This window comes from Pedobacter sp. AC402 (assembly GCF_979252805.1).
In genome coordinates this window covers 19,025-38,652 of sequence record NZ_CEEDAI010000013.1, presented here as the reverse complement: position 1 = coordinate 38,652, position 19,628 = coordinate 19,025, and the positions used below count along the sequence as shown (strand labels likewise).

The following is a 19,628-nucleotide window of genomic DNA, read 5'->3' as shown; positions in this document are numbered from 1 at the left end:
AAGTAAAAGTAATGCACGTCAGAAATTCCGAAAATCACCCTAAAATTGACGATTTTACCCCCTTTTTACAAGGAAGTTTGAGCTATAATTGGGTTTTATTCTTTTTGGCTCTACAATTCATTTCCTTTTTATTCTTAACCCTAAATTATGCGTAAATTATTTTTTACAGTTATTATTTTATTTCAAACAAGTATTACGTTTGGGCAAACAGCCTCAACAACTAAAAAAAGCTCATTTACTGACTTAAATGCTAAACCAATCAACGCTCACGGTGGCGGAATTCTTTTTCATGAGGGAACATATTATTGGTATGGAGAAGTAAAATTGGGCAAAACATTTAAAGTGCCTGGTTCAAATTGGGAAAATTACAGGGTAAACGCTGGTGGCGTATCATGTTACACGTCTAAAGACCTTAAAAAATGGAAATTTGCAGGGATTATACTTCCTTCAGATCGATTGAATAAAAAGAGTGATTTGCATGTTTCTAAGGTAATTGAAAGGCCTAAAGTGATTTATAACAAAAAAACCAAACAGTTTGTAATGTGGATGCATATTGACACTGATGATTATGGTGCTGCAAAATCGGGTGTTGCTGTAAGCAGCTCACCAACAGGAAAATTTAAGTATTTAGGGAGCGAAAGGCCAAATGGCAATATGGCCAGAGATATGAATCTTTTTGTAGATGACGATGGAAAGGCATATCATTTTTATTCCTCTGAAGATAATGCCACCATGTACATTACCAGGTTGAGTGATGATTACCTAAAACATACGAAAACCGAAAAACGGATTCTTATCGGATTGAAAAGAGAGGCTCCTGCCGTTTTTAAATACCAGAATAAATATTACATGATCACTTCAGGATGTACAGGCTGGTCTCCTAATGAGGCAAATTATGCTGTAGCAGACAGTATTATGGGTGAATGGAAAGCTTTTGGAAACCCTTGCCTAGGCAAAGATGCCGACAAGACCTATTATGGACAGAGTACGTTCGTACTACCAGTTGCAGGAAAAACTAACCAGTTTATCTTTATGGCCGACCGCTGGAATAAGCTCGATTTACAAAATTCAAGCTATATATGGTTGCCGCTCAGCATTAATAAATCAGGTGCTCCAGAAATAAAGCCAACTGAATAAAATAGTTTTTATAATTCACAAGTAAATGCCGCGGGCTTAAACCCAGCGGCATTTTTTTTTTATAGATTAAAGTAAAAGAATGCAAGTTATGTGCTTCCGATTTCAAAAAAACTTACAATTTGATTGGCCACTATTTCATGTCCTTTTTCATTGATGTGGTTGGTTTGAGCCATGTAATCCGATAAATTTTGTCCCTTTTCTTTCAATTTTTTAAATGTACCATAAGCATTCACCACGGGGATTTGATATTTTACGCCAAGTGCAATAATCTGCTTGCTGTGTTGTGCCAACTTTGAATTGCTATCTAAAATATCCTCAGTTAAATCGGGTGTTGGCGTGAGGAGTATAACTTTTACTTTCGATGCCAGTGCTTTTTTAATCATCGATTCCCAGGCTGAACGGGCACGGGTTAAACCAATATTACGATCATTTAAAGCATAATCGATAAATAGCACATCAGGCCTATGACTCAAAACATCTTTTTTAAATCTTTTAGCCCCTTGTTCAGAATTTTCTCCTCCTATACAGGTCTTAATTACGTTAACAGTCGCTGTAGGGTAATGAGCAGCTATTTTACGCTGCACTAATAATGGATAAGACTCGAAAGTATTTACTGTAGGCGTGCGGAAATATCCACTCGGCACACTATGTCCATGAAATACAAAATTAAGGTTTCGGTTTTCAGGCCATTTCTTTTTCAGTTCCCGTATCATTGATGAGCAATAGGAAGAATCGACCAATTGCTGCTCTTGCCCCAGCCTATCTGATTTGGTTAACCTGGTTTCTGCCATAGTGTGGGTTTTAGCAACCAACAGCATTAATACCATCGTTAACTTTGCGCAAAAAATATACATTTCTTTTATTTTTTTCATTTTATCGGTTTGGTAAAATCAGTTGCAATTCTGCTGGGCTTAGGTTATCTAAAGGATTAAAGTCATTTCCTGAAGCGTACTTAATCAAGCTGTGCCGGAGTTGTTTGGCAGCGGGTCTTTCGTTTAAATTATTATGGATATCAAACGTACAGAGCATAAGCTTTCCCTTGCCTATATTAAATTCTGCCAGGGCAGCCAGGTTTCTGTTTTTATAAAAATTATCGATTACCCTTACAATTGGGTTGATTTTTTTGGACAAAGAATCAATTGAAATAGATTTTGAATGGGTAACCAAATCCCACCATTGCCAATCGCTATAGTAACTGGAAGGAAAATCGGCCAAAGCGGGATGCTTGGGATCAATTAACAAGCCCATACTCCCGGGCTGATCAGGAAAATGCACCGGACTCCAAAAAACTGGAGCATATCGGCCTTCGCTGCCTTTAAGCACCGTTGTATCAGGATTTAATACTACATTGTATCCTTGCTTTAAAAAAATTAATGCACTGTCAACAGAGGTGGTGAACCTGGCTTGATTGTTTTTTACATTTTCTTTAATTTGAGGATAAACCCAAATTTTCCAGCTGTTGCTAATGGTAGAGTGATCAAACTTTAAGGTTACGATGAGTTGTTGCGGTTTTTTAATGCTGTTTAGGTCTATATCTAATGAGCCGATATTGTTTCCATTCCCTATGGCTATTGTTTTCTTTCCTAAATTCCCACTAAAAATTATCTTATTGTTAATATCGGCAACTGTCCATATAAGCTGATTATTTAACGTTTTAGCTGAAAAATTTGCTACTTCGGCCGTTGCTGTAAAATGTTCATTGTTTGTATAAACTGCTTTTTCGAACCTCAATAACGGCACAACGGGTCCGCAGAAACGGCTAAATTCATCAGCAGTAATAATGCCTTTGCTATCCCAAAAAGCATTCAATACCCCAACCAAAGCGGTTCCCTGACCTGGAAAATCATGGAGATCAAGAAGCTGGAAACCACTTACCCCTTTTGTTTTTAATGCCCTTTCTATTTCTTCCTTGTACAAACTGGCAGATAACATTCCACTGGCTTTTAAATAAGGATCAGACAATGCGAGCATACCTTTCTTTCTGAGGTCGTTTCTGATGGTTTTAAAATTCATTGGCGATAACACACCGTTGTATTTTTCTATTTCTTTCAGATCCGGGTAAACAGAATATTGTCCAACTTCATGAATAATCAGGGGCACAGTTACATCTTCAACTGCTTTGCTGTAATCCGTTTTAAAATCAGGCACGTTGGTATTAAATATTCCCTGTCCACGCACCCAGCCTTTATCTGTGTATTGGGTTACAAAAAAATCATCAATAGGTTCAGGCGATTTGCCATGCCCTTGCTGAAAACTGAATGTGGTAGTGGTGTAAAGGCGTCTGCTATCCTGCGCTTTTAATTGTTTAACCAAATTTTGAAGCCACGCAAAATCTCCTTCGAGTTCGTTACCCATACTCCAGAAACAAAATGAGGGATGGTTGCCATATTTTTTGATAATCAACTGCGCCTCATCTTCCAAATAGGCCAAAGTAGGCTTATCCTTGCCCACATTAAGGCTCCACAATGGCAGTTCTACTTCCAGGTAAAAACCTAATGAATCTGCCACACGGAATGCTGCATCAGGCGGGCACCATGAATGAAAGCGGAGATGGTTTAATCCATACTGTTTGGCCGTTTTAAATACTTTCAGCCACCCCGCATTTTCCATTGGCGGATGACCTGTAAGTGGGAATATATTGCACTCCAGCGTTCCTCTTAAAAAAAGTTGCCTACCATTAACCAAAAGTTCTTTCTTTGTTGCAGTTAAGTTTCTGAAACCAAAAGTTTCCGTTTTTTCATCAATCAGTTTACCAGATTTGTTGAGCAGACTAATTTTAATGCGGTACAAATGCGGCGTAAATTCATCCCAGGTTTTGGCCTCTTTTAAGTGGACTGTAATTTTTTTTACCCCGCCAGTATCTGTACCAAACGGAATATTCTTGAACTCTTCAATCAGCTGGTTACCTTTAAACACTTGTGCCCTGAAAATCAGCTTTTCTGTAGCTTTGGCCATTGTTAAAGTAATATTTGCAGTAACTTTTTTAGTTTGCAGATCTGGAAATAGCTGTAAATTTTCTATTGCCAGATCTGGCTGATTTTTTATTTCGATTTTGCCGATTACGCCGTTCCAGATAATCTGGGTTCCATCGGTATAAGCATGTGCAAAATCGTTAAAGCTGATATCAAACTGTTTCTTGTTATCAATGCGTAAAGTGATAATGTGTTCTCCGGGATTTAAACTGCCAAGCTTAAAGTTTTGTGCTGCAATTAAACTATTCTGAGTTCCTGCAGGGCGGCCATCTATCCAGCAGTCTGTTCTCCATATTACCCTTTCGAGCATTAAGCTGGCATTATCCATTTGATTACTTAATATTATCTTTTTCTGATACCACACTGCCCCGGTGTACTGATGTTTCCTGGAAAGGCGCAACATTACCGACTTGTTCATTACTGAGGTATCAACGGCCATGGCTTTACCCACTCCCGCATCATCAAGTGTTCCGGGCAAATGGATTTCGTTCTGTAATTTTTGCCCATACCACTTTTCTTTGATTCCGCTATCCAGCGAATCCAATTTATAGTGCCAAATACCTGATAAAGATAAAGGCTGCTGCTGTGCCAGCGCGATATCAGCGGAAAAGAGTGTGATTAAGAAAAAAAAGAATATTTTCATCGAAACAGGTTAAGTTTAAAGTTGATTTTTTGTAGTTGCTGTTTGTACTAAAGTAACCATTAATAACCAGGGTTTTGTGTTATTCTACCCTTTGAGGCTATTACTTCTTTTGAGGGTATTGGCCATAAATTATGCTTGCCTGCAACAAAATTGAATCCTTTATTTTGAGGCTCGTTAAGATTTTTAGTTTCGTAAGGATCGGTACTTTGGACTGTGTTATATTTAACAAAACTGCCATTCGGACCCATAACGCTATTGATAACAGGTTGCCCGGCCTGATCTTTCCATCTACGGAGATCAAATAACCGATCGCCTTCCATAGCAAGTTCCAATCTGCGTTCTGTACGTACAGCATTAATTAAATCCCAGCCGGTGAGAGACATATCTGTATTGAGCGATACCCGATCTCTCAATGCTTTTAACGATTGCAATGCTGCACCATTTTGCTGTAACATTGCCGCAGCTTCGGCATTTATGAGGTAAATATCTGCCAGTCTAAAATAAATATGGTCTTTCGAAAAATAACCACCAGGACTACGTTCAGCTCTTGGAACATAGTTTTTTCGGTTGTAACGGGCAGATTTGTTCTGTGTGGGGTTGCCATCAAGTGCGGTAACCGCAGGATCGCCAATTACTGGTTCATTATGCTTCATGATTGTCCAGTTGAGCCTAATTTGATCACCTTGACTTAAAAATGCATTTTCAAGATCGCTGGTTGGACAAAAATATCCCCATCCACCTTCAGAGTTGGGCATAGTTGTTGTCGGAGAAATATTTCCTAAACCCGGATACTGGGTAGAAAACTGGAACTGTATTTCAAAAATAGATTCTTTTCCATTGGAATTATTACTTTGCCAGATGTTTCCAAAAGCGGGTTCCAAAGCATATTCACCAGAAGAAATGATTTGGTTGCTTACGTTTAATGCTTCCTGCCAGTTTTCGGTATACAAGTTTACCTTCGCCAAAAGGCTTTGAGCAGCTCCTTTTGATACCCGGAATTTATCAGCAGTACTGTATTGCGATTTTGCCGGCAAAACTGCTACCGCACTGATCAAATCTTGTTTAATGAAACTATATACTTCTGCTGCACTTGTTTTAGTGTAATTATTATCCTGCGGGCCAAGAGGTTTGGTTAAAAGCGGAACATCGCCAAAGCTCCTAACCAGTTCAAAATATTGGAAAGCGCGTAAAAACTTTAATTCTGCTATTAATTTCTGCTTTACAGCCTGGTCTACTTTCGAATTTTCTAGTCCCTCAATCGTAGCGTTATAGAGGTATATGCTTTTGTAAATTAAAATCCAGTGTACCTCAAGTCTGTCGTTTTCTCCATTGAGTGTGTAGTGAGCAGCTTGTACCGCCGTTCCTTGTCCGCCGTTTACACCAATCCATGCATTATCAGAAGCGGCTTCCGCAATCTGACGCCACCATTGCCCCTGCCACCAGTCACTATAATCGATATACTTATAAGCCGCCTGGGTGGCCGATGTAGCCTCATCAACAGTGTTATAGTAGGTGCTGGATTGGATGGAACTCCCAAAAGGTTCCTGATCTAAAAAACTTTTTTTACAACCTGCGGTACCGATTACAATCAATACCAATATAATATATTTAAATTTTGCCATGATATTTTTTTTGATAAGCATTAAAAATTTGCATTGAAACCTATGTTAAAAAATTTCGGAATGGGGTTCTGACCGTAGTCAATTCCATAGCGGAGAATACCTTCAAAAGGCATTTCCGGATTTAAGCCCTTATATTTTGTAATGGTGAAAAGATTTTGGGCAGAAACATAAATGCGTGCATTGGCTAGCTGACCAAAAATCTTTTTAGGAACAGTATAACCTACTTGTAAGAGTTTATTTCTTACATAACTACCATCTGAAACAAAAAAGCTGGAGTTATTTGAGAAATTCCCATTAGGATCTGTAAGGCTTAATACTGGGTAACTATTTGTACTTCCTGGTCCGTTCCAAAATTTATCTGCGCTACCACTTATAAAGTTATAATTGTAAACCGGATTCATCCTCACCAGGTAATCGTTGGCTATTTTATTACCAAATGAGCCATAAAATTCTGCGCGGATATCGAAACCCCGATAAGAGGCCTGCAAAGTTAATCCTGCAGATAATTTAGGATATGGATTTCCTATTGAAGTTCTGTCGTTAAGGTCTATTTTACCATCACCGTTAATATTTTGATACATAAAATCACCTGGTCGTGCATTGGGTTGCAATACTGTACCATCTCCGGATTTATAGTTTAAAACATCCTGTGCCGTTTGAAAAACGCCCAAAACCTGATAACCATAAAAACCGCCCACAATATCTCCGGCTTCTGTTTTAGTTCTTCTGGTCGATTGGAAAACATCATTAGGAATTTCGTCATATAGTGTTTGTCCCTTCAGGTCTATCGCTTTTGTGGTAAAATGCTGTAAGGTTAACCCTATGCCGTAAGAAACCTCTCCTACTTTATCTTTGTAGTTTAAAGCAATTTCATAACCGGTGGTACGAATACTCCCCACATTTGTGTACACTGAAGGAATATAGCCCTGTGGATAGCCTAATGATGGTTGCACAGGCAAATACAGCAACATATCTTTTGGTGAACGCCAATATTTATCAGCTGATAATGAAAGCTTATTGTTAAGAAAATCGGCATCTAAGCCAATGGTAATATCCTGTGTGGTTTCCCATTTAATATTGGCATCCGGAACATTGGCCGGTACATAACCGTATATGCGGTTTCTATCACCATTAACGTAATCAGCTATGCCCAATGTGCTTTGATAAGCACCTGGAGAATTGGGCAAGTTACCGCCAACTCTACCAAAAGAAGCTCTCATTTTTAAATAGCTTAACCAGGTAATACTTTTCATAAAAGTTTCATTGGAAATAACATATGCCCCGGATATAGTAGGAAAATATCCCCAGCGGTTTTTTGGCGATAACAATGATGAACCATCTGTACGGAAAGAGCCACTCAGGTAGTAAGTTTCATTAAAATCATAAGATACCCTGGCAAAGTAAGAATTCATTTTACCAAAAGGCCCTGCACCAGGTTGGTAAACACCGCTTCCACCGGTGAGGGTTGCACCAGCAGAAACATAACGGTACGGCTCAGAATCATATGGAATATCCTGGCGGAATAAGTAGGTACTATTGGTGGTATAATTATCTGCCGATTGGCCTGCAAGCACATTGTAATGGTGTTTACCGATTTCTCCAACATAGTTTAAAGTATTATCAATCTGCCAGCGGTAAGCAATTGCCGTGTTTTGAGAAACACCCGATTTATCACTTCGATCTTGTGGATCAATATAATACTTAGGACCATAAATGGCTTGATTAGCTGAATTATAAAATCCTGATAGGGTTGTTTTAAATGTTAGGCCTTTTATGGGTTTCACCTCTATATAAGTAGATCCCTGGGTACTAAAAAACTTGCTATTGTTGAAATTACGAGCCATTGCCGCAATCGGATTATTTACATTATTAAAATTTGAGCGGGTAAACTGACTATATTCAGGATTGTAAGCTGAAAAATCCCAACTGGGGTTTGTGGCTGCATAGGCATTTACATCAGCCTGAGTTTTTTCGGGAGATTTTGTAATTGGAACATTTGGCGCTATAGACATTACACTAAAAAGGCCGGTGCCACCACCATTTCCATAATCTTCCAGTCGTGGTGCCAGGTTAACACCAATTTTAAACATTTTCGAAATTTCATAATCAATGTTAAAACGTGCTGTTATTTTACGGTAATCGGCTGTTTTTCGCTGCGCATTGTAATTTGAAGTTTGGTTGAAATAACCGATACTGCCATAAAAAGAAAGCCCGTCTTTTGCGCCTGATGCACTGACATTGTAATTTTGAGTATAAGATTTTTTAATTGCCGCATTCCACCAGTCGCTATTTACATCTGTTACCGCACCATTTTGAGGCACTGTTTGGTTATTATTGGCATAAATTTTTTGGTAATGCGCCACAAATTCCGGTGTTTGAGCAAGGTTGGGATTTGTCCACTCGCTTAAGCCCGAGGTTCCGTTAAAATTAACCTGGGCTTTTCCTTTACCTCTTTTTGTAGTGATGATAAGTACTCCAGCTCCGCCTCTTGATCCATAAATTGCAGTAGCGGCAGCATCCTTTAATACATCTACTTTTTCAATATCAGATGGATTAATATCGTTTAGGCCACCAAAAGAACTGATTACTCCATCTACAACCACCAAAGGATCACTTGCACCGGTAATGGTGGCAAAACCACGGATAAGTAATTTTGGTTGCGCCCCAGCACTCCCGCCACCATGAAATACCTGTAAACCAGGTACTTTACCCTGCAAGGCCTCTGCAACGTTTGATGTTGTTATTGGGGCAATATCTTTGGTGCTTACTGAAGATACTGCCGTTGTAATACTTTTTCGCGATATTGTTTGATAACCAATAACCACAGCATCATTAAGTGTATTTTCTGCCTGGTTAAGTACTATATTGTATTGATTGGCAGTAGAGATTGTTAACGATTTGGCCGTATAGCCAATGTAACTGAATACCAGTATGTCTCCGGTTTTTGCTGAGATTTTAAAGGCTCCGTTTTCATCAGACACGGTACCTGTTTTATCATTTTTGAGCATAATGTTAACGCCCGCGAGCACCCGGTTAGTGTTATCTGTAATGCGCCCTGTTACTAATTTACGCTGTGCAAATGACAGCATAACGACACATAACATTAACATTGCGGTTAATGTAAATCTTAATTTCATAATTTGGTTAGGTTTAATATATGTAAACTAAGTTAAGTAATTTACGTATTTCAACTATAGACAATCTTTTCTTATGAATGGATTATTTTATGATTTACAGAAAAAGTATTTTTTTTGATCAGGCTTATTACTGGCTTAATTGAAGATTTTGCTTCGCCAGTTTAGAATCAAAGCAAAAAACGGAATTTCTTCCGTTTTTTGCTTTTAAAGAAAGGTATAGGTGTTTATTTCTTATCAATAAAAAAATATTCCTGGTTGATCATTTCCTGATGCGTTTTTGCACCTAAGTGCATAACATCCAGGATTAATACCTGTTGAAATAAAGCATCACTTTCTTGAAGATTATTAAGGCCTAAATGACCCAGAGCTTGAAGGTAAAGGCAATGTATCTGGTTACGGACATTCAGATCATCATCAAAAACCATCAGATCAGGAAGGGAAACAGCAAAATAATCGATTTTAATCTCATCTCCATAATGGCTTTGACCATGAGCAATGAGTTTGTTAAAAATTTCTGCTGACCTTTCCAAATGCCCTAATGCTTTAAAAGAAAGTCCTTGATAAAATATCTTATCGGGCGCAGAATCGTTATAAAATATGGCAGCACTTGGTTCTTCATCTCCAAAAGTTGCCAACTGCCAGGTTTTATGTGCTTCATTTTGGTTACCAAGTGCAAGATGCGCAGCACCAAGCCAAAAATAAATGTCATTATCTCTTGCACCAGGTAATTTCCCCTCGCCAAGGTTGTGCGGAAATAAAAGTGTTGCATTAAGCAGTTCTATACCTTTTTCAGCATTTCCATTTAAAATCGTTGCTTTGGCCATTTCTACCAAACTATGCACATATTGAGCGGCAACCTTACCTTCTCCACCTTCCCAGGGATGAAATTTACGTTTCATCAGCAGCTCATAAGCGATTTTGTGGTTACCCAAAAAATTATGAATAGCCGCTATTTCCAGGTACAAATCGTCTCTGAAATTGGCTGTGCGGATATTTTGCTCTAAAAAATCCAGTCTATTTTCTGGAGCATGATTAAGTCTTTTATAAAGTTGATCCAACTCCATTAAAATCCTTGCATCATTCCGGTCTAAATTAAAAGCTTTTTCAAAATGCAAAACTGCATTGTTTTCATCTTTGAACTTGTTAAAAAAAGCAATGCCAAGGTTTCTGTTCAACGTAGAAAAACCATTATCAAATTGATATGATTTAAGCCAAAATGTGATTGCTGTAACATATTGACGTTTATCGTAATAAAGGTTACCAAGATAATAATAAGCCTTACTGTCTGTAGGGTTATGTGCTATGGCCTTTTGTAAGACTAAAATATCTTCTAACCGGTTAGGAAAACAGTAATCCGGGCTTGCAGTGCTTGCTTTTGTAAGATAGGTAGTGTTGGATTCCAGATCTTCAAGTGCTGAATATACAAACGCGAAATAATAATTGATCAATGGGGTATCTGATTCACTTTGATCAACAAAATTCAGAATATTGATGGCGTCCTGGTAAAATCCAGAATCTATAAAATCAATGGCGCAGCCAATAAGGTTGTGGCTTGTACAACGGCTTCTGCTTTTAAACATTTGTAAAGCCTGCGCAGCATTTTCTTCCTGTTTCAATTCCAAATAGCAAACATGCAATAAATAAAGTATTCCAAAGTTGAACCTGTCGCGTTTTAAGGCCTGATCAGCTTCTGCAATAGCTTCATATAAATTATTTAATTGCCTCAATGCCTGCACCTTAAGCACATATGCTTTTCCATTACGGGCATTTTTGTCTATAGACCAATTGATATGCTCCAGTGCCTTTGTGTAATCCCTGTTTTGCAAATCGATCAAGGTAATGAAATAATAGGCTGCATCCTGCCATGCGCTGCTCCAGCTTGCTTTAAAAAAAGCCTCGTATGCTTCTGTTAATCTGCCTTGAAACTTTAAACTCAAACCTAGATTGAAGTAAGGTTCGCTATCGTAAGGGTTGGGGTTTTTCTGTATTGTAGTAGCAATGGCATTTCGGAAAAATCCTTCACTTTTTTCAAATCTGCCACGCCTTAAATACCATAAGCCCAAAGCGTTATTGTTGCGCGCATCATTTGGATTTAACTGAAGTGCGCGTTCGTAATAAGGAACAGGACTAAAAGTTGCGTGGCGGTATTGCTCCAAATGTTGCCCGGTTAAAAACAACTCTTCGCAGCTTTCAATTTCAGTAGGATCCAGTGCCGGCTGCGCAGCTTGCGGAATGCTTTTTGTTTGTTCTTCAGCACTATATTTCAGCGAGCTCAATCCTGTTTTTATCAGTTATGCTCACACTGATCTGCTCTTTATTTAAATCATCGTTTGCGGTGCTGGTACGCTGATAAATGTGGTGAGGGTCCACATCTGCAACATCTTCAAACAAGAGCACATCACCACATAAAACATTAATTTTCAAATCATTATGTAATGATGTAGCAAACACTTTAATTGTAATTTCGTTTTTATCAATCTCAAGCCCCAACAATAAATCTTTTGTTGCGTTTTTAATCAAGCCAAGTTCCTGATAAGGCAAAAAATACTGTGTGAATGATTTCTCTTCTAAAGGCATTAGCCAGGTAAAATCCGGTTGATTATCGGTAAAAACGCCAGTCATCAATTCGATATAAGGTCCGTCTTCATCCGTAAGGTTTCTATCCCAGGCTACCCCAAAATCACCGTTGCCCCATGTCCACTGTTTTTTACCCGGCGATACATGATGATCGGCTATATGCAACATCCCGGCCCGCGCATCGTGCTCGTACCCTCCAACAAAATCATAAGATGAATTAACTGCCATGTAAGAGGTAGGCACAGGAATATTTTTATACATCGAAATATCTGTTCCTGGTGAATAATCTACCTTATAATAAACTCCTGTTGCTATCGGAAATGTAGATACATCGCGCTTTCCATGGTCGAAAACTGCATTCACATCAGGTGGAAATACCGATTGGTAATAATCATTTACCTTAACTGCCGGATTTGCCCACCAAAGAAAAGTTTGCGGCAGTGCTGACGCATTGAAAAGTTTGGCCTTTATTTCGAGGTAAGCATTACCTGGATGAAGTGTAAAACCAGCCATGCCTTTGGTATGGAACATTTTTTCGAGTTCGTTTACCCAAATGGTTTTACTTCCGTCAGCATGTTCTTCAATGTCGAAATCTACAGGATCAAATGTACTTGGCCGATGGTGCTGAGGCCAGTTAAATTCAATTCCACCTGAAATCCATGGTCCGCATAAGCCAACAAGTGCAGGTTTAATTACCTGGTTATAATAAATGAAATGTCTTTCTCTAACTTTATCATAGGCCATTTGCACCCTACCTCCCAGTTCGGGCAGCACCATTATTTTAAGAAAATCATTTTCGAGGAAAACGCCTGTATATTCCCTGTTTTCTTTTTCATCTGAAATTGATTCTATTACCGGATTTGGATAAACTACGCCGCTGCTGCCCTGATAGATCCTCTTCTCAAAAAACATTGGATTTTTATCGGGCGCGCCGGTTCCGTAAGTAGGGATAGTTACTTTTTCTACCCATGCTTTAACTGTCATATCGTTTTCTTATTTATTAATGTCCCGTAAAATTTGATTCTAACTGCTCTAAACTTTTACCTTTCGTTTCTTTCACTTTAGCCCTGATAAAAACAAAACCAAATACACAAATACCTGCATAGAGGTAAAATACGCCGTAGGTACCGAGTATTTCTGCAAGGATTGGAAAGGTAAAAACCAGCACGAAGTATGCCGCCCAAAGGCATAATATGGCAAATGATGAAGCAACGCCACGGATGTGTGTAGGAAATACTTCAGAAATTATTACCCAGGTAACTGGTGCCAACGAACTGGAATAAACAGCAATGGCCAATAAAACAAACACAGAGATCCAGCCTGCGGGTGCCTGATTGCCGAGTAAATAGGCCAAAACAAGATAAATAACAGCAAGACCAAGAGAACCATACATAATTAATGGTTTTCTGCCTAACTTATCTACTTGCAACATGGCCAAAAACGTAAATATTACATTTACTATCCCTATAATTACAGTTTCCCACAACTGCCTGTCCAAACTTGCGCCAATGGACTTAAAAATGGTTGAAGTATAATTAAAAACGACGTTGATTCCACAGAATTGCTGAAATACTGCTAATGTAACTCCTACAAGTACCGCAGGCCTAACATCTTTTGCAAAAATACTTTTAAAATCAGATGCATTTTTGGTTACTGGTTTTTCCTCTAAATCCAATATGATTTTATTTGCAGCAGCATCAGAACCAATTTTGCGAAGTGTTTTTAATGCATTTGCCTTATCTCCGCGGCTCAGTTGCCAACGTGGACTTTCAGGTAAAAATGCCACACCTAAAAGAAACAATATGGAAGGTACAACACCAAGGCCAAACATCCACCGCCAGGCTTCTTCCCCTTTATCAGCGAGCGTATAGTTTACAAGATTGGTGATGAGTATTCCCAGTACGATGGTTAACTGATTGAGCGAAACGTTTCTGCCTCGAACGGCTGCCGGTGATATTTCGGAAATGTATAACGGACTTAACATAGACGACATGCCCACACCTATGCCTGCACTAAAGCGGAATAAAATAAATATGGGCAAGTTGCCTGCCAAAGCCATGGCTAGTGAAGAAATGGCAAATATGGATGCCGCTACAATTAACCCGGGCTTTCTGCCATAACGATCGGCAATTTTACCAGCCAGCAGGCAGCCTACCATGCAGCCAAGAGCTAGTGATCCGGTAAGGAAGCCTTCTCCTACGGTACTGAGCTGAAACTGAAGTTTAAGAAAAGGCAAGGCCCCGGAAATTACAGCAAAATCAAACCCAAATAGGTAGCCGCCAATTGCGGATATAAGCGAAATAAAAATGATATAGTTATTATTGAATTTTTCTGTTGCATTATGCATTTCAGATGTGTTTAAGTTTAATATTGAAGCATTTTTAATCCTGAGCGGCACAAAATCCACGTATTAACGAAGATATTGTGCCTGCAACCAGAAAAGAATGGATTATTTTCAGTTATCAATGGATATTCTTACTAAAAATTACCAGGTTATCCTTACAGTGGTAAATGATTTTCCTGGAAATTCAACATTATAATAGTTTAGATTTACATTATCCTGGCTCCATACCAAAAGGTTGTTCTCTGTAGCACTTGTTCTATAAATTTTAATTGAACTGAAGTTTCTTCCAAAATTCAATCTGACCCTATTTTGTGCATCAGTATTCCAGTTTACTACATTTACATCGGCTCTGTTGCTACCAGCAAAGGCTGTAACATTATCTTCTCCAAAATTTGTGATTCCACTGAGGGAGGTGTTGATATAATTTTCATTCAATAGGTTGGCGGTGTATTGTTGGAAGCTGTAATAATTTTTCTTTCTTTCTGCGGCAGCACCCCAGGGTGTGTATACAAGACCGCTAAAATTTGTACCCGGACTTCCCCATTCAAAATAAAGCCAGCCTTTTGCTCCTCCTCTAAAGGTATCATGAAATTTATTAACAAGATCCAGTGCGGAAGTAAGTTCATCAGGCGCATTTATACCAAAGCCTGTATGCCATTCGGTCATGTATAAACCTTTACTACCCGCCACAGCAGAAGCAGTTGCAAAATTTGCAGCAGAGCTGCCGCCATATTGATGGGTTGAATATAAATCCATATTTCCGGAAGTGCTGATGGCAGAAATATAACCCGGGGCATTAACAACGCTAAGGCAATCTGGGGAGGCGAAAAGAGGAACTGTTAAACCAAGAGAAACCAACTTTGTTTTTAACCAGCTAGCAGTAAAGGTATAAACATCTTTAGCCTGGGCAGCGGTAAAATCAGCCGATTCGTAACCTACGCCAGATGCTTCATAATCAGGCTCGTTCATTAAACTAAGGTAATCAACATTTATTCCATTATCTTTTAGATGTTTAATATGCGCATATAAAAACTCGCCATATTCGCTGTAGGCATTAGGCACGTTAACATCAAGCGTTCCGCCAAGGTTTACATTTCTATTGGTTTTAAGGAATTTGGGTGGAGAAAGCACCATAGCCCAGACTTTAATTCCAGGATTGATTAAACGAGCCTTTTTTACTGCTGTAATCTGATCAACAAGATTTGAATTGGCTGTAAAATTAAACTTTGAAAAATCAGTATTATTGGGATCGGCATTATCATTCAGATCTTCTACCTGATCTGCCCGTAGCACAATCTTAAATGCATTAACATTCAAATCACGCCACATCCAATTGGCCGCGTCCGTAAAATTATTTATGCCATTGGTTATATGACCACTAAAAAAATAACAACCCGCGCCGATCAGGTCGATTTTCTGTTTAGGGGTTTGAAGATTTACATTGATGCTCCCTCCCGTCTGCACTGCATTAAGTGGACTGGTGATTATTCTTTCGGTGCCCAGTTCGGGTGCAATCATAGCTTTCTGGCAGGAAACAAAACTGAATGCCAGCATAATGGCAAAAGCCTTAATAGTTTGGTGTTTTCTCATAACATTATAATTGGTTAGAATTAGTTTATGTAATTTTCAGCAATTATAGTCATGTTAAAAATGGACTGCCAATTGGTTTTAATGGATAATATTCTGATTAATAAACTGATATTATAATCATGGCATGATGCGGTTGTTTGATTATCAAACAGGACAAAGGAACTGTAATACTTTTTATTTTGAAGTTAGTTTAAGAAAATCATCATTAACCGTTTATAGTACATCCGTTAATCTCTTTTCCAGTTTATCCCAATCCAGGTTATTAAATGGATGATTATATTTTCCTAATGCATTAATAAACAATTTATCTATATCCACTTCTTTCATAGTATGTTAAAGTTCAGTTGTACGAGTGTTGCGACTGCTTTAAACTTTTCACCTGCCAGGGGTTATATTTTTGGCTTTTAACATTTCCTGTAATTTTTTCTTTGCTTTAAAGAGGTTTGATTTTGAAGTACCTTCCGTTATGCCAAGCCTGCCAGCAATTTCTTTATGAGAATAACCATCAATAAAAAGGTTAAAAACTGCCCTGTAAGGATGTTTTAATTCATAAACGAGTGCCAATACATCATTGCAGGCAAATTTATCATAGACTGAAATTTCGTGCGCAATATTTTCATGCTCTTGAATATCAACATGATCCGCAAATTTTAAATTGCTTCGGTAATAATCAATTGCAACGTTGGTCATGATCCTTTTAAGCCAGGGTAAAAATGCTTTTGATGTTTCATATTTGGATATATTGTTAAATGCTTTTAAAAAGCCACTGTTCAGTATTCCAGCTGCATCCAATTGGTTGTTTGCATACCGCAAACAGATACCCATAGCAAAGCTGTAGTAGTGCTTATATAGTGCATTCTGACTATTTCTATCCATTTTGATGCAACCCTCCACATACATTTGAATGCTATCTTCCCGTTTGCGCTTGGTGATTAGAGGTTTCTCTTTCAAAACATATTACAATTAGAAATTTTATAAAACTGCTCGCTTAGGTTTCCATTAACCTGTTGCCTTTGAATTTATTTTCACTCACTATATTTTTTCAATTTACGCCAGACATAAAACCGCATGATTACGTTAATCCAGAGGCAGAAACTTTCTAATTACGATCGATGACAGATGATAACACAATGTATTGTTGGTAAAAATTGTAATTCTATATTTGGCCAAAGCTGATAATTTGATCAATCAGCAGGTTGTTTTCTTTTGCAGTTTAGTACTACTAAATAATTAAGCTTTATTAAAATTTAGCTTAATGAATTCTTATATGGATAAATACCCTACATAAAATAAAAAACAAAGGCTGCATCCACAGCCTTTGCAGGAGTTTACATATCCCGATATAAACTGCCTTGATAACTAAATTTACGCTGAGCGTACGCAAATGTAGTTTTCCAATGTTATGGTTTAGAGCGGCTAATCAGTCAATTAAAGGGTTAATTTGAGCGTTGGTAAAATATTAACTAGGCCTGATGAACTCATCACCAAATAAAAAAATGTTATAAAAATCTCCAAAGCTTTCTTGAGGTAAATGCTTTAAAGGATAAACACGAGTTAAATCGTTCAAACTATGGATAAGTATGGACAACCTTACCTTAAGTTTAAGTTTCAAAAATTATGTTGTTTCTCAGAAAATTGTAACTGGTAAATTTTTAAAGATCGAAATGCTGATAGCTGTTGGTGCAGCTGATATTGAACTAAGCTTAATTAATTTGGATGCTCATACAAAGCTCTGAATTTCTTGCAACCAAGAGTCTGCGAATTGCACCTCAGTACTTAATTACAGGGCTTAAAATAAGCAAAGGCTACATTGTAGCCTCTACTTAACTTTATTACACTAAGGGAAATAATTGCTAAATCCAACCTGATATCTATCAGATATGCCCTACATCAAAAGTAAACATGATACATTAAACGTAACGGGACAAAACATTCAATTTAAGGGTCAAATTGATACCGCTATCTTTAAAATCCATTTAAAAAGCCAGGGCATTTATTTTTTCTTGAACTCCACCAATAAACGATTGTCCATTTTATAAGTATTAAAATCATTTGTTACCAGAAGTTTGGGCAACATAATGGACATGCCGATACCAAGTAATTTTTTGTGTAATGTAGATATTGGTGCTAAACAAAAAATAGTTTAGCAATATAAGTCTTTCAGCATTTTGGTTGAGCATTTCTACAGATTTTCATTCATAGCATTTCCTGTTGAAATGTAATTGATAAAAGCATACAAATGAAACCTAAAATAGCAACACAAGCCTAAAATAATCCATTATTAAACCAGTATATGCTTTTAAATCAAAAAATTAAACACCGAAGATTAGCGATGGGTTATAGCCAGCAGTATATTGCAGATAGACTAACAATATCACAATTTGCATATTCTAAAATCGAAAGAGGTAAAACAGATTTAAGTGTGAATAGACTGATGGAGATTGCTAAAATACTGGAGACATCACCATGTAACCTTCTCTCCTACAGTTAAATAATGCATAATATTTAGTGTAGTATTGATATATTATAATAATTTTCAAACAGAGATTGGCCAAATAATGGACAGTAAGTCTGTTTCAATGGATAATACGCTGATCGCAAACCCTGTAATTCACAATTCAACTTTTAATTTTATATGTTTACTACTGTTTATTTAAACAGGAAGCTGAATTAACAGGCCAGACTTCGGACTACAACATATTAATGAATTTATGGATTACAAAAAAGATGGGTTTGATGGTCAGAAAGCAATTGTGATTCCAAAATCTATTTTAACAAGATTTTGTACATAGAAACGAAATTATAAGTGGTGCATTTATAACTGACATCGGATATTACCCAAAAGCAAAATTTCATAGAAGAAAGCGCACAAACGGTTCGGAACAGAATATTCTCATTTATTGTATTGAAGGCCGTGGCATGGCAAAAATCCAGTCGGCAGAATATCAAATCTCTCCGGGCGACTTCATCATTATCCCTGCAGGCACTGCGCACAGTTATGAAACCGATGACAATAACCCATGGACGATCTATTGGACCCATTTTAAGGGTTTACAGGCAAATGCCCTGGTAAAGGAAATGGATGTGAAATTTCAATCGCATAAAAACAGTGTTGAGTTTCTTCAGGAACGTGTTGATCTTTTTGAGCAGATTTATGCTTATCTACAACAGGGTTATAGCGCAGAAAACCTTACTTACATAAATCTTTTGCTTATGCAGTATCTATCAACATTTATTTATGCTGAGCGGTTAAAAATTAAATCGCCACAAGATAGCCACGATGAGATCGAAAAATCAATTCTTTTTATGCAGGAACATTTAAGAGAAACTTTATCACTTTCTGAACTAGCCTCATCTGTAAATTTATCAAATAGTCATTACTCTGCTATCTTCAAAAGAAAGACAGGCTTTCCGCCAATTGAATATTTCAATCACCTCAAAATCCAAAAAGCTTGTAGTTATTTGCAATTCACAAAATTAAGGATCAAGGAAATTGCTTTTAAGCTTGGAATTGATGATGCTTTTTATTTTTCGAGGCTTTTTACCAAAACCATGGGTTATTCGCCTAAAGAATACCGCGAAACACGATATTCCAATAAAAAATAA

At 37.7% G+C, this 19,628-nt stretch carries 12 protein-coding genes; 3 read left to right on the top strand and 9 right to left on the bottom strand.

The genetic code is table 11. The features are described 5' to 3' along the window. Window positions 1-147 precede the first annotated feature (147 nt). A complete protein-coding gene (locus tag AC0IWE_RS22915; RefSeq protein WP_471794885.1) occupies window positions 148-1,137 on the top strand; it encodes a glycoside hydrolase family 43 protein in 990 nt (329 codons plus the stop codon). Between the two features lie 86 nt (window positions 1,138-1,223). Here AC0IWE_RS22915 and AC0IWE_RS22910 read toward each other — a convergent pair whose 3' ends face one another. The 9 genes from AC0IWE_RS22910 to AC0IWE_RS22870 form a co-directional block, all read right to left on the bottom strand. Beyond that, window positions 1,224-2,009: an SGNH/GDSL hydrolase family protein gene (locus AC0IWE_RS22910; protein ID WP_471794884.1), complete on the bottom strand. Its 786-nt coding sequence runs from the start codon at window positions 2,007-2,009 to the stop codon at window positions 1,224-1,226. 1 nt (window position 2,010) lies between these two features. Then, window positions 2,011-4,752, bottom strand: a complete 2,742-nt coding sequence (locus AC0IWE_RS22905) for a glycoside hydrolase family 2 TIM barrel-domain containing protein (RefSeq protein WP_471794883.1) — start codon at window positions 4,750-4,752, stop codon at window positions 2,011-2,013. Window positions 4,753-4,811: 59 nt separating this feature from the next. Further along, window positions 4,812-6,374, bottom strand: coding sequence for a RagB/SusD family nutrient uptake outer membrane protein (locus AC0IWE_RS22900; RefSeq protein WP_471794882.1), 1,563 nt, complete (start codon window positions 6,372-6,374; stop codon window positions 4,812-4,814). A 20-nt stretch (window positions 6,375-6,394) separates the two neighbouring features. Next, window positions 6,395-9,511 carry a SusC/RagA family TonB-linked outer membrane protein gene (locus tag AC0IWE_RS22895; protein WP_471794881.1) on the bottom strand — a complete coding sequence of 1,039 codons (3,117 nt, stop codon included), beginning with the start codon at window positions 9,509-9,511 and terminating at the stop codon, window positions 6,395-6,397. A 224-nt stretch (window positions 9,512-9,735) separates the two neighbouring features. Next, on the bottom strand, window positions 9,736-11,787 hold the full coding sequence (locus tag AC0IWE_RS22890) for a tetratricopeptide repeat protein (RefSeq protein ID WP_471794880.1): 2,052 nt from the start codon (window positions 11,785-11,787) through the stop codon (window positions 9,736-9,738). After that, complete coding sequence (locus tag AC0IWE_RS22885) at window positions 11,768-13,072, bottom strand: DUF5107 domain-containing protein (protein ID WP_471794879.1); 1,305 nt, start codon at window positions 13,070-13,072, stop codon at window positions 11,768-11,770. Before AC0IWE_RS22885 ends, AC0IWE_RS22890 begins: the two co-directional genes overlap by 20 nt. 16 nt (window positions 13,073-13,088) lie before the next feature. Further along, entirely contained in the window at window positions 13,089-14,435 is a 1,347-nt protein-coding gene (locus AC0IWE_RS22880; protein ID WP_471794878.1) for a sugar porter family MFS transporter, read from the bottom strand. Between the two features lie 138 nt (window positions 14,436-14,573). Continuing rightward, window positions 14,574-16,022 (bottom strand): glycoside hydrolase, encoded by a 1,449-nt coding sequence (locus tag AC0IWE_RS22875; RefSeq protein WP_471794877.1) that lies wholly within the window; start codon window positions 16,020-16,022, stop codon window positions 14,574-14,576. A gap of 375 nt (window positions 16,023-16,397) precedes the next feature. After that, window positions 16,398-16,973, bottom strand: a complete 576-nt coding sequence (locus AC0IWE_RS22870; RefSeq protein WP_471794876.1) for an RNA polymerase sigma factor — start codon at window positions 16,971-16,973, stop codon at window positions 16,398-16,400. A 1,342-nt stretch (window positions 16,974-18,315) separates the two neighbouring features. Between AC0IWE_RS22870 and AC0IWE_RS22865 the strand changes: the two genes are divergently transcribed. Continuing rightward, on the top strand, window positions 18,316-18,513 hold the full coding sequence (locus tag AC0IWE_RS22865) for a helix-turn-helix domain-containing protein (RefSeq protein WP_471794875.1): 198 nt from the start codon (window positions 18,316-18,318) through the stop codon (window positions 18,511-18,513). Between the two features lie 428 nt (window positions 18,514-18,941). After that, window positions 18,942-19,628, top strand: coding sequence for an AraC family transcriptional regulator (locus AC0IWE_RS22860; RefSeq protein ID WP_471794874.1), 687 nt, complete (start codon window positions 18,942-18,944; stop codon window positions 19,626-19,628).